This window comes from Nostoc sp. (assembly GCF_036917455.1).
Taxonomy (GTDB): Bacteria; Cyanobacteriota; Cyanobacteriia; order Cyanobacteriales; family Nostocaceae; genus Nostoc.
In genome coordinates, this window is the sequence record NZ_JBALDK010000058.1 from 17,690 (window position 1) to 29,978 (window position 12,289).

15 protein-coding genes are annotated in these 12,289 nt (G+C 42.0%); 6 read left to right on the forward strand and 9 right to left on the reverse strand.

What is annotated here, in order from left to right; all coding sequences use genetic code 11:
* Positions 1-24: 24 nt before the first annotated feature.
* From V7K42_RS06320 to V7K42_RS06335, 4 genes are all read left to right on the forward strand, one after another.
* Complete coding sequence (locus V7K42_RS06320) at positions 25-735, forward strand: ABC transporter substrate-binding protein (RefSeq protein ID WP_334914550.1); 711 nt, start codon at positions 25-27, stop codon at positions 733-735.
* A 403-nt stretch (positions 736-1,138) separates the two neighbouring features.
* Complete coding sequence (locus tag V7K42_RS06325) at positions 1,139-1,378, forward strand: hypothetical protein (protein ID WP_334914552.1); 240 nt, start codon at positions 1,139-1,141, stop codon at positions 1,376-1,378.
* A gap of 240 nt (positions 1,379-1,618) precedes the next feature.
* Positions 1,619-3,061 (forward strand): NAD(P)-binding domain-containing protein, encoded by a 1,443-nt coding sequence (locus V7K42_RS06330; protein ID WP_334914554.1) that lies wholly within the window; start codon positions 1,619-1,621, stop codon positions 3,059-3,061.
* A 456-nt stretch (positions 3,062-3,517) separates the two neighbouring features.
* Positions 3,518-3,931 (forward strand): HAD family hydrolase, encoded by a 414-nt coding sequence (locus tag V7K42_RS06335; protein ID WP_334914556.1) that lies wholly within the window; start codon positions 3,518-3,520, stop codon positions 3,929-3,931.
* A gap of 48 nt (positions 3,932-3,979) precedes the next feature.
* On the opposite strand, the gene V7K42_RS06340 is transcribed toward V7K42_RS06335, so the two are convergent.
* Positions 3,980-4,825, reverse strand: a complete 846-nt coding sequence (locus V7K42_RS06340; RefSeq protein ID WP_334914558.1) for an ROK family protein — start codon at positions 4,823-4,825, stop codon at positions 3,980-3,982.
* Between the two features lie 482 nt (positions 4,826-5,307).
* On the opposite strand from V7K42_RS06340, the gene V7K42_RS06345 reads away from it, so the two are divergent.
* Entirely contained in the window at positions 5,308-5,568 is a 261-nt protein-coding gene (locus V7K42_RS06345) for a DUF7219 family protein (RefSeq protein WP_334914560.1), read from the forward strand.
* A 233-nt stretch (positions 5,569-5,801) separates the two neighbouring features.
* Positions 5,802-5,969 carry a hypothetical protein gene (locus tag V7K42_RS06350; RefSeq protein WP_334914562.1) on the forward strand — a complete coding sequence of 56 codons (168 nt, stop codon included), beginning with the start codon at positions 5,802-5,804 and terminating at the stop codon, positions 5,967-5,969.
* Here the strand turns inward: V7K42_RS06350 and V7K42_RS06355 are convergent, their stop codons facing one another.
* From V7K42_RS06355 to V7K42_RS06390, 8 genes are all read right to left on the reverse strand, one after another.
* Positions 5,970-6,065, reverse strand: coding sequence for a hypothetical protein (locus V7K42_RS06355; protein ID WP_442938530.1), 96 nt, complete (start codon positions 6,063-6,065; stop codon positions 5,970-5,972).
* A 558-nt stretch (positions 6,066-6,623) separates the two neighbouring features.
* Positions 6,624-7,025, reverse strand: a complete 402-nt coding sequence (hpxZ, locus tag V7K42_RS06360; RefSeq protein WP_334914564.1) for an oxalurate catabolism protein HpxZ — start codon at positions 7,023-7,025, stop codon at positions 6,624-6,626.
* A gap of 68 nt (positions 7,026-7,093) precedes the next feature.
* Positions 7,094-7,360 (reverse strand): MFS transporter, encoded by a 267-nt coding sequence (locus V7K42_RS06365; RefSeq protein WP_334914566.1) that lies wholly within the window; start codon positions 7,358-7,360, stop codon positions 7,094-7,096.
* Between the two features lie 27 nt (positions 7,361-7,387).
* Positions 7,388-8,164, reverse strand: a complete 777-nt coding sequence (locus tag V7K42_RS06370) for a sulfite exporter TauE/SafE family protein (RefSeq protein ID WP_334914568.1) — start codon at positions 8,162-8,164, stop codon at positions 7,388-7,390.
* Positions 8,164-8,817 (reverse strand): HAD hydrolase-like protein, encoded by a 654-nt coding sequence (locus V7K42_RS06375; protein ID WP_334914570.1) that lies wholly within the window; start codon positions 8,815-8,817, stop codon positions 8,164-8,166. The genes V7K42_RS06370 and V7K42_RS06375 overlap by 1 nt, the downstream gene beginning before the upstream one ends.
* A gap of 277 nt (positions 8,818-9,094) precedes the next feature.
* Complete coding sequence (locus V7K42_RS06380; RefSeq protein ID WP_334914572.1) at positions 9,095-10,057, reverse strand: DMT family transporter; 963 nt, start codon at positions 10,055-10,057, stop codon at positions 9,095-9,097.
* Between the two features lie 180 nt (positions 10,058-10,237).
* Positions 10,238-11,617, reverse strand: coding sequence for an LLM class flavin-dependent oxidoreductase (locus V7K42_RS06385; RefSeq protein WP_334914574.1), 1,380 nt, complete (start codon positions 11,615-11,617; stop codon positions 10,238-10,240).
* 68 nt (positions 11,618-11,685) lie between these two features.
* Complete coding sequence (locus tag V7K42_RS06390; protein ID WP_334914576.1) at positions 11,686-11,919, reverse strand: hypothetical protein; 234 nt, start codon at positions 11,917-11,919, stop codon at positions 11,686-11,688.
* Between the last annotated feature and the right edge of the window lie 370 nt (positions 11,920-12,289).

Genomic DNA, 12,289 nt, shown 5'->3' on the forward strand with positions numbered 1-12,289 from the left:
GTCTTTTTATACCTAAAAATTAACGTGTCTACCAATTGGCTGCGGCAAAATTTTTTCTTCTCTCTGGGTTGCTTGTTAGTAGCAACAACAGCTTGCTCAGACGTTAAGTCTACCAGTCCGACAACGATCGCTGCTAATCCTGGCCCATCCCAAATCGCAGTGTCGAATACAACTCAATTGCGTGTTGCTAAATATAAAGGTGGCTGGGACTTAAATTTAAAGTTAGCTGGACTAAATAATTTCCCTTACACAACTCAATTTACTGAGTTTACCGGGGGTAATTTGATGGTACAGTCAATCAATGCTGGTGCAATTGACTTAGCTTCTGCTAGTGAAATTCCGCCGATTTTTGCGATTGAATCGAAAGCATCTGTAAAAATTATTGCGAGTCTCAAAGGGCCTACGGTTGGTCAAGTTGTACTCGTACCCAAGGACTCGACTGCCAAAACAATCGCTGATCTTAAAGGTAAGAAAGTGGGTTACGTGAAAGCTACAACAGCCCACTACTTCCTGATTAAGATGTTGGAAAAAGTCGGGCTGACGATGAAGGATATCAATGCAATTCCTTTATCGATACCGGATGGACTTTCGGCTTTTCGTAAAGGACAGCTTGATGCTTGGGCTACCTACGGTTACTCCATCTCCCAAGCTGAAAAAGAAGGGGCGCGGGTGCTGGAATCTGCAAAAGATATTTTGAGCGGTAACTTTGTGATTATTGCTTCACCCAATGCGTAGGCGTAGCCCGTCGTAGACATCGCTGATCCTCAAAAGAAAGTAGCGATCACTGATTTTCTCTGTCGTTTACGGAAATCCCAAACTTGGCGTGAATCTAATCTTAAGAAGTGGTCGAAGAATTATGCAGCTACTATCGATGTTGATGAAAGTATTGTTTATCAGGATGCCAAGCAAGGGCAACAACAGCGTCGTCAAGAATTACTTCCTGTTTCTGACGCAGCGATTGGTTATCAGCAAAAGGTTGCTGATACCTTTTTTCAAGCGGGTGTAATTTCCACAAAAGTTGATGTGAAACAACTTTGGGACAGCAGTTTTAACGAAGATATCGCCAAATGCCAATAATTGCAGCAAGAAGTAAAAAGCTAAATGTCAAAATCACCTTATTTTTCATAAGGGTAAAAATATGTTTCATGGAATAGAAAGAGAATTATTAAATGGAGTACCTTGGTTATTTGAGCAACAGTCTCAATTACCACATCATCTCCAATTAACAGATCGGCAAGAACATGAGATCCGTGATATTTGGGAATTACCACCACAAGAATCTCCTCATCGTGAGCGTGTTCTTAAGCAGGAGATAAAACGGTTTGGGATTTTCAGCAAACTAAAAAGTTTTTCTTTAAAGACACTCACCAATAAATAAAGATAAGCCTTATTCGCTACTCAAATTAATAGAAAATTTCAACTAATTTATAATTACAGTACAGCTTTACTGGGGTAGCTTCTTTTAAGTATTTAGGTGACATCAGCACCGCTTCGCTAACAGTCAGTAATTATTTTATTCGTAAAGCTTAATATTAGATAAACTAATTATTAGCTCCTCATGATATTATGCTTTTCAGTATCACTAATCTCGATAAAATCTTCATCCTTAAATACCGACATGACAACAACGACTGACCTCGATTTTGCCGCTCGTGAGGCGTTGCGCCTACTCGGACCAGATCCCGAAAACTGGGTAAGCGATCGCCCAGGCATTGACCACAATGTGACGATAGTAGGCGGTAGTGGCAGTGGTAGCACCTTCGCATTTGCCCTGCGGCGTGCCGGCATTGGCCGCGTGACAGTCATCGATGAGGCTCTTGACGAAGTTCATGCTGGCGTGTGGCTGACGCGGGCGCGGATGAAAAAGCTACGCACACCGAAAAATCTGCCAGGGCCAGAACTGGGCATTCCGGCGCTATCATTTCAAGTATGGTACGAGGCGCGGCACGGTATTGAGGCATACGCAGCGCTTGACCGCATTCCACGAGTGGCGTGGGCTGAGTACCTCAGTTGGTATCGGCATTTCCTGGGCATTCCAGTTCGGTATCAGACGAAGTTGGTGCGGATTGAGCCAGACGCAGATTTCTTTCGTCTACACTTAGAAGTGAACGGTGTCGCCCAGGTGGAAACCACACGTAAAATTATTTTCGCCAATGGTGTAGCTGGCACTGGTGGCCCAAATATACCGCCTGTATTGGCATCTCTGCCACGCACATTATATGCACATACCGTCGATGAAATCGACTTCAACAATCTACGTGGCAAAACAGTAGCAGTGTTGGGTGCTGCGGCCTCGGCCTTCGATGCGGCAGGAGTGGCATTGGAATCAGGCGCTAAGGCAGTACACCTGTTCGCACGACGGCCAGCGATCGCATCTCTGCCAGTGAATCGCCTGCGAGGTTATCCTGGCGCTTACTATAACTATCCGCAACTACCTGATGCAGCTCGCTGGTTCCAAGCTTGGCGGTTTAATCAGGTTGGCTCTACGCCACCACCAGACGCAATCGAGCGGGTAATAGCGTTCTCTAACTTCCACCTGCACTTATCTGCACCTTGGAAATCTGCTCACAATCAAGGCGATCGCATCGTCGCTCAAGTAAATGAGGATGTTTTCGAGTTCGATTTTGCGATCGCTGGTACTGGCTATTTTGTTGACCCGACAAAGCGGCCGGAACTCGCCGAATTTGCACATCACATCGCCCTCTGGCGCGATCGCTATGAAGCCCCAGCCGACCAGCGTGACGATCAACTCAGCACCCACCCTTACCTTGGTAGCGCCCATGAATACCAAGAGAAAGTACTTGGCAACGCCCTTTACCTGAAGGACATCCATGTGTTCAATCCTGCTGGCTTCGTAAGTTTCGGTCTGCCTATCGGTGACGTACCCAGCATCCGCCGCGATGTGCCAGCAGTAGTGGCACGCATCAGCCACGACTTATTCTTTGCTGACTGGTCATTACACGAAGCCCAGATCACTAGCGGCAATATTTCGCCGGACTTCGACACATCATTGTATGCAGATGCGGTATGGAAACAGCAAACCAAGGTGGCAGTTAGCTAAATCTGTGTAGTGTTTATAATTCACGCCTAATGTGAATTATAATGTCTGCACTCAGATGCGATCGCTATTTATCACTCTAAACCAACGTAATGTCTTGCACCTGCCACAATCCCGAGCTCTTATCTTTATAGAAGCCACCTCCCTCAGTATATTGTTCATTTATCAGTAGTAGAGCTGTAGGAAAATTAAAAGGTTGTTTCTCCAAATTTAGTAAACGCCAGTCACCTGTCGTGATATCCTCGTTGTCTTCACAATTGAGGAAAGTAGTTGTTAGTAGATCAAAATTTAAACTAGCTCTTATCCTGCATAGCAAATAATTTCATTGTGTCTGTTTTGATGATTAATCACTATATTCAAATAATAGATTAGATTGCCGTATCAACATATTTTATAATAATCATTATAATTTATATAGTTATTTTACTGAATCAAAACGAATTAAATAATATTTAAGCTATGGGAAATCTAGAATTAATAATTTTTGATTGCGATGGAGTATTAGTAAATAGTGAACCAATTATTAATCGGATTTTTGCCAAAACTTTAACTGAAGCTGGTTTCCCAATAACTCATGAAGAAGTTACTCAGAAATTCATAGGAAAATCATTGGTAACTTGTATAAGCATTATAGAGGAAACTTATAGAAGACCTGTTCCTGCCGAATTGATTGAACTGTGTAAAGAAAGGGAAATGATTGTATTCCAACAAGAACTTCAAGCAACAGAGGGGATTGCTACAGCACTAGAACAGATAACGTTACCAACATGTGTGGCATCTAATAGTAGTCATCGGCATATTCAATTCGTTTTAAAATTAACAGACTTGTTACACCAGTTTGATGGCAAGCTATATAGTGCTCTGGTTTGCTAGTTGCTGCTACTGTACCTCATAATAGCCGGAAGTGCTGTAATAAAAACCTTAGAATTTCTGTTCAAACTCTGCCGCTGCTCGCATTGCTCCTAAAGCAACCAGCAGCTCACCATGAACGCTTACATGAATTCGACATTCTTGCCAAAGTTCAGGGATACAATGCTCCTGGGCACTACTTAATGCTACTTTAAGGTAGCCTTGCCAATTTAATGTTCCTCCCGCCAACACTAGAACTTCTGGATTCAACAAATGAATGGTTGTGGCAATCCCTATTCCTAACCAGCGTCCTGCATCTTTAATCGCTTTGAAAGCGATAGCATCCTTCTGTTCTACTAGAGTAGTTAACTGTTGAGTATCAACACCTAAACGTTGCAAGAGCGCAGCCCCACCTGCAAGTTGATCTAAAGTTTTGCTGCCCTGTGCTGTAATGATCGGTGTAGCACCAAGTTCCCCAGCCCAACCCTTTGCGCCTTGCAAAAATTGTTGATTCACCCAAAAAGATGCGCCAATGGCAGTACCAACAATAATTAATGTTATATGTGCTGGTAAACCAACCTCATGCTTGCCTTCAATTAGTGCTGCATCAGAATCATTAAGGACACAAACAGGGCAGGGAGAGTCTTTTGTAACAGAAGGCAACCAACCATTCAGTTTTGGTAGTACATCACTAGAAATAACTTGTCCAGATTCCTTGACTAGTCCAGGGATAGCAATACCTATAGAACTTGGTGGAGCTGGTAATTCCTTTAAGAAACTAGCAATTGCTGTATCAGCATCCACACCTGAAAAATTAAAACCTGTGGTAATTTTCTTAAATTGAAGTCCGGTTGCTGTATTAGCAAGTAACAACATTTTCGTTCCGCCAATGTCTATTCCAATCTGAAGCTTTTTCATATGTCCTCTAGCAAGTATTACCATTGATAAGCTAATGCTACATCTGCCCCCAGCGAATTGAAGAAAGGCGCTCGTGCTAAGTTCGAGTTTTTAGCAACCTCTGAACGCAGCCGTTATGCCGCGAATTTCAGTTACCGTCGTAAGCATTTCACAAGCTCATCAATGATTGTAATTGTGTGTCTGAACTATCTTCCAATTCTTGAAGAATTGGGATAGTTGATCTTTTAACGCTTCAGCAGTGTGAATAAGATTAGACTCTTAAGCTGTTTTTAGCTTCATGGCAAGGCCCTCTGTCAGCCAAAAGCTAAATGGCTAAAATTCTTCACTTTACATTTGACGATTTTGGATCATGAGTCATACTAAAAAAAGGCTCATGATTCTAGCAATCGCTAACTATATTTCCAAACAGCCATTTGGCTAAGGAGATAGTTGAAACTGGATTGAGATTATTGGTGAAAACTTATTAGTAGGGAGGTGAGGTCATGAATCAGTCTCATGAGGAAGACAAAGATAAATTCATTTCCCCTCGTGGTCGCTACTACGGACAAGTTAAACCAGAAAACTTAGTGTTTAATGCTAACTTACAAGAATTTGCTCAAAAAGTTGGCATGATCACCAGTTTAGAAAGCAATGGTAAGCTTGAGGCAGAAGATGCTTATCAGCAAATTAAGGAACTTTGGAAACAGCTAAAGCGCAGTAAGAAGGAACTGGAAATTGGTGAGGAGCCATCGGCAAGAGCCTGAAGTTATTCTAATTTCGGGATAATCACCTCAAACCACACTTTTAAGCGAAGAAACCTTTTTGTTATGCTCTATATACGCGGAAATAAACTTAATTTAATTAATGCCATGTCCTCACTACAAACTTAACACTACAGTTATAATATATCTCCTTAATTATCAGCCATCATAGAAAATCAAACTACTCTTCTTATTGAGCGAAAGTTTATAATATTCTATAAAGATGATTAAGAAAAATGATTAAACCTAAAAATTTGTATCGCGGACACTCAATGGAAAAAGTTGGTCACGGTAAAAGAGTAGTATTTAAAACAACTATTAACGAAAAGGAATGGTCTGCCGTGACTGAATTAGAGGTAAAAACAGCAATTGATGCTTGGATTGATGAAGGAGTAGAGCCTTAGCTATTGCCTACATAGCTTAAAAATGCCCTGGACAATCCGAATCGATCGCCCATCACCGTAAAATCGAAACTCGACCAACTCACCGAGTCGAAACATAGGTTTTTTTAGTGTTCGGTTCTAAGTTGCCTGTGCCGACGCAAGGGAAACCCCACGTAAACTGTAGGCAAGATTTGCAGTATTTATACAGAGGTATAAATAATTACTAAATTATAAACTGAATGCGGGTAAAAGATGATTATAGTAAATTTATATACTCTATCAAGGTGAATAACTCGGTAGAGTATTTTTGTGAAAGTGCGTCTAACGTAAGCGATTGCCTCCACTGCTGTCCCTTGGTACACTGCCCTCCACAGCTTACGATTGCTCCTTGGGGTAATGGTGGATTTCATGTTTGTTTGACCAAATTTTGACAACCCTTGGTTAACACGCATTCAGCTAAGGGTGTTGCATTAGGCTTGGTTAATTGCGTCTAATCCTTAAATACTTCAGTTATTATTTGATACAATTATTTTTGCCTTCTAATCTTGATTAGCTAACAATTTAGGATAACAAGTGCTGAAGAACCTTATTTTTAATGATTTGAAATCAGGTAAAGCTAGTATTATCGGCACTCACTATCTTTTCTGGAAGCTAATGTCTAACTAAAAATGCTAGTCATAGTTTTGAAAGTGACACTGGCAATAATGAAACATGGGCTGAAACCACCTTCCATCCTTCGGTAAACCTATACCAAGTCTGGCTTTGTCGCCCGAAACGTTCTACACCATTAATATTGCGGCGAAACTCTAAAGTCACTGTTGCTGCATCTTTCCCAAAGGTTACAACCTTGAGATTCGAGATTTCTCGCTCTATTTTTGGGTTTGGTCGATTCTGGCGAAAGTTACGAATTTCATCGCTGCCATAGAGGTTTTCTGTGATGCCAAACCGTACTACTTCGGGCGCATCCCAAAACAAGCTATCCAGCACCTCCAAATTGTTATTAGAAAGCGCTTCTTCATACTTGAGGGATAAATCAGTTACTTCAGCTAAAACAGTAGGGTCATTTATAGTAGTCATTGTTGTTACCAATTTTTGATGTTATGGCTGATTATGCACTCTTTTAAATCGTCAGAGCTATTTTTCTTTTAAGCTCCTTCAGTACGTAAATGACGATTCCAGCAATCGGCAATGATTCCACCCAGAGGAATTAATAAAAGTGTGGGAATTTGGCTGGCAAATCCCACTAGACCAAGTAACCAAGCGGAATCGGTGAGGCGATATACTAACCAACTAGTAGCCACTTGAGTCATTGACGTACCAATCAAATAAATTGCCTGACCTGTGTAATACAGGCGAAAATTTCTGGAACTAAAAGCACGGATCATGACTCGTGATTTTTTTGATGCTTCCATATATCACTCGTGAGTAGTTCCCAGTTCTTAACCGTGAATAAAAAAGTAAGCAGTCATGCTGAAGGCAACAATCATGACAAATTTCCGAATTAAGTGGGGTTTAAGTTTACGAGCATAATGGGCGCTTAAATACCCGCCAAGAGAACCACCGACTGCCATTAAAATAGCTTGATGCCAAGCAATCACACCTGCAAAAATAAATGGAACGATCGCAATACCATTGATACAACTCCCTAAAAATGTCTTAAAAGCATTCATTTTGTGGATACTTTTGATACCTAAAAACGTTAGAGTTGCCAGCATTAAAATCCCTAAACCTGCACCAAAGAAACCGCCATAGATGGCGATCGCTAGTTGAGCTAGTACCAAATTAAACAAGGGTATAGATTCCGGTGATGTCTTCTGGTTTTGACGCTGCAACCATTTTTTGAACGGTTCGCCAAAGGTAAATATCAGGGTTGCTAACAGCAATAGATAGGGAATCAGCTTTTTAAAGACATCTGGCGATGTATACAACAAAGCTATGGAGCCAATCATGCCACCAAATAAACTGACACCACATAGAAGTAAAAAATCTCGCCGCTCTATGCCCAAATCTTGACGATATGCTCCAGCGCTGGCTAGGGAAGCTACCCAAATTGCAGTATTATTGGTGGCATTAGCTGCGATCGGAGATAGACCCGTAAAGATAAGAGTTGGAAACGTGATAAAGCTTCCACCACCCGCTACAGCATTTAAGCCGCCTGCAATGAAAGCGGTACTAAACAGAAGTAAACTATGGAAAAGTGTTAAAGATGGTGGCATTATTTACGAATTATTAATTTAGGAATATCACTTGGAGAATGAGCAATCAAGTCAGCACCATGAGCTTTTAATTCCTCCTCAGTTCCATAGCCATAGGTGACACCAATTGAGACGATGTGATGGCGCTTGGCTCCGATGATGTCATGTGAGCGATCGCCTACCATCACCACAGTAGAGGGTAAAAGTTTTTCTGTTAATAAAATATAGTGAATTAAGTCACCTTTTATACTTCTAGTTCCATCAAGTTCACTACCATAAACACCGTCGAAAAGCAATGATAAGCCAAAATATTCAATAATTTGCGTAGCATAAATATATGGTTTAGAAGTCGCAACAAAAGTTTTATAACCATCAAAACGAATTGCTTTTAAAACTTCTGAAATTTGGGGATAAAGGGAGTTTTCAAATAATCCAATTGTGCCAAAACGACGACGATACAGTGAAATCGCCTGTTCAATTATTGTGCCATCTAAGGTATTGAGTAATTGCGAAAAGCTATCTTTGAGTGGTGGGCCAATACACCAATGTAATTCATCAGCATTCGGGGGTTTGTAACTGAGTTCAGAGAGCGCATACTGAATGCAACTAGTAATACCAGGTTTAGGATCTGTCAAAGTCCCATCAAGATCGAAAAGGATAGCGGAGAAAGGCATATTTGATATTAATTCGTAATTCGTAATTTAGAAAGTCAATTTTTATCTATGTTGATAGGTCTGTATTTGTAGTTTTATTTGGGATAATTGGTATTATATAAAACGGTTATCGTTTGTATGCAATGCATTTTGACCTCTCTCCAAACCTCTCTCCTACAAGGAGAGAGGCTTTGAATCTTGCTCCCCTTCCCTTGTAGGGAAGGGGCTGGGGGTTAGGTCTGTATTCGACTCAATCCAAAAGCGCTATAAAGTATTCTAAAATTACCCAATTCCCAATTCAACCCCTAATTTTGAGCGATTTCACAAAGCCTTCGGCACTAAGTAACGCGATGCCCAATGTGACAACACCAATCCCTATACTCTGAATCACGTTTAAAGTTTCGTTAATGCTTATCCATGCCACTAACGCTGTTAATGCTGGACTGCTAGAGCCGATTATGGAGGCGGTAGATGCGCCAACCATCCGAATTCCCACATTGTTTAAAGTGTGTCCGAGAAAGCTGACAAGACCCGAAAGTATGCTACCAATCCATAGGGGTGTCCAGTCAAGTTGGGCGTTATTAGCTGGCCAAAACAGTAAGCTAATACCAGAAAGCAATAGAGTAGAGGCAAAACTGATCCAAGTGAATGGAATTGGATGGAATTTTTCTAAACATTTTTGAGCAATGATGCAATAAAAAGCGTAAACGATCCCAGCGCCAAAACTAGCGAAAATGCCGATCGCAATGGTATGACTGCTATAAGTGGCAGAAGATTGAGGAATAGTGAGAGCGCTTCCCACCAGAATAATAGCCATTACTAGCCAACGGAACAATGTGGGGCGATCGCCAAAAAACCTCCAAGACAGTAGCGCTGTAAATACGGGATAGGTGAAGAAAAGGGTCAAGGCAATGCCTGTGGGAATCAAGCCAATAGCAATGTAAAGTGAGGCGATATACACAAACATCAGCACCCCACAGCCAAGAGCTTGGATTAGAACATCCCTACGCTTGCGAGTGAACAAGTCTTGGAGTTCTGTCCAAGCAGATGGATATAGCTTGAATGATAAAGATGCCATGAGTGGAACCACCAGTAGCATTCGCATGAACATCAGCAAGAAGGAATTCTGCAAATCCGGTTTAACGTATCCACCGAGTAAAAATAAACCTAGTACGAGATGTTCTGAAAACAAAACTCGGACTGTAACGTTGTGAAATGTCAAAACAAAGGAGGATAGTAGAACCGTTAAGATGCCCAACACGATAAAAAGTTTCCTCAGAGACGACTTGATTGTATTGTTAAAATCACTGGAATAACAAACCAGATGAAGTTTGAGGAAATCAAAGCCGTCGCTTCAAAAACACTGCTAGATGGTTAAAGAGACGCGATTTATCGCCGTCTCTAGTCTTAATTTATCCATCAATTATTTATTGACAGACTACTATGCCAAGGAACCGACGCTCACAGGTTCACGAGCAGTCTTTGTAGTGAACTGGTTCACCGGACGGGGCAAACCAAGATTCTCGCGCAAAGTACTGCCTTCATATTCAGTACGAAATATTCCTCGGCGTTGCAGTTCGGGAATTACCAAGTCTACGAATTCCTCTAAACCTCCAGGTAGCCAGGGTGGCATAATGTTAAATCCATCAGCTCCACCATTGACAAACCAATCTTCAAGTTGATCGGCAATGTGTTCTGGTGTTCCGAGAATCGTTCGATGTCCCCGCGCTCCTGCAATCCACAAATACAGTTGCCGGATTGTTAAATTCTCTCTGCGAGCAAGATCGGTGATGAGCTGCAAGCGACTTTTGCCACCGTTGGTATCTGGCAGATCCGGCAACGGCCCATCTAGGGGATATTTGGACAAATCATGACCACCCACTAGCCCAGAAAGCAGCCCTAATCCGACCGAGGGATGGATCAACTCCTGAAGTTGCTCATATTTATCCTTAGCTTCCTGCTCAGTCTTACCAATTACCGGGAATACTCCTGGCATAATTTTGAGATGGTCAGGGGAACGTCCGTATTTAGCCAATCTCCCCTTGACGCTGGTGTAGAAGGCTTGAGCTTCTGCCAATGTCTGTTGTGCTGTGAAAATCGCCTCTGCTGTTTGGGCAGCTAAATCCTGTCCAGCCTCGGAAGATCCAGCTTGTACGATTACTGGATATCCCTGTGGTGGACGCGCCACATTGAGCGGGCCGCGCACCGAGAAATATTTACCCTTGTGGTGGGGAATATGCAACTTTTCTGCATCGAAGTAAATACCTGACTCCTTATTATGAAGAAAAGCATCATCTTCCCAACTGTCCCAAAGTTTGGTGACAACATCCACAAATTCCCTCGCCCGTTCATAGCGTAGCGAGTGTTCTAGGTGGTTTTCTTGGCTGAAATTCTGCGCTGCGGCTTCAGCAGCAGAGGTTACAAGATTCCATCCGGCACGACCACTACTGAGATAATCTAGTGATGCAAACTTGCGGGCGAGATGATAAGGTTCATCATAAGTTGTTGATGATGTCGCCACCAATCCGATATTTTCTGTCACCGCAGACAGAGCCGACAATAAAGTTAAAGGTTCAAAGTGGACACTGAATTGTCCCGAACGGCTAAAAGCCTCAGTCCCTTGCCCTCTATCCCAGACGGCTAAACCATCTGCGAGGAAAAGCATATCAAATTTACCCCGTTCAGCCGTTTGTGCCAGCTGCTTGTAATGTTGGAAGTTCAGACCTCCATCAGCAGGGGTGTTAGGGTGTCGCCATGCTGCCACGTGATGACCGCTACCGGGTAAAAATGCTCCGAGTTTAAGTTGTTTTTTTGTACTCATGTTTGTATTTGCGAGGGCGTATTTATGCTTTTTTCGTTCTCTTGTTTGGAACAAGAAAGTGTTAGTTATTAGGACTCTGGTCTTGTTGCTTGGATAGAAGGCCGTTTAGAGAATTCATCGTACCAATGGGCAAGTTTTGGATCTTTCTGCCGCCATTGCAGATCGGGAAGATGGATCTTGAGGGAAATTGCTGCTACCCGCACTAGAGCTTCATCTGGGGCAGGCTTTGGTGCAGTCACTTCACTCAGTGCCAAACGCCCCGGCACATTGGGATCAACAATCACAGCATGTATTTTGCTCATAAGGTTGCCCTGGCTTAGAGATTAATTTCTAGTTCGCTGGTTCGCAATGTACTACCTGTAATAAATAAGCTCGATAGATTAACTATTTATTCTTAACTCCAAATCCCTGCAACTAGGTTAACGAAATTCCCTAAAGAACGGCATTCCGATAAATTTACAGTATTTTATGGATCGTAAAAAGAAAATTATCACACACAGGTAGAAGAATCAACCACCTTGTGAAAATATTTGTTTCATATATTGCTGCATTCTGAGCTAGTCAGGTCAACCTCTTACCTTTACTCTATAACCAGCTTTTTGGCAGGCATCTATGGATTATGCTATGAGAGTATAGGAAAATTTAAAATTAATAATTTTTATCTACTTTTTT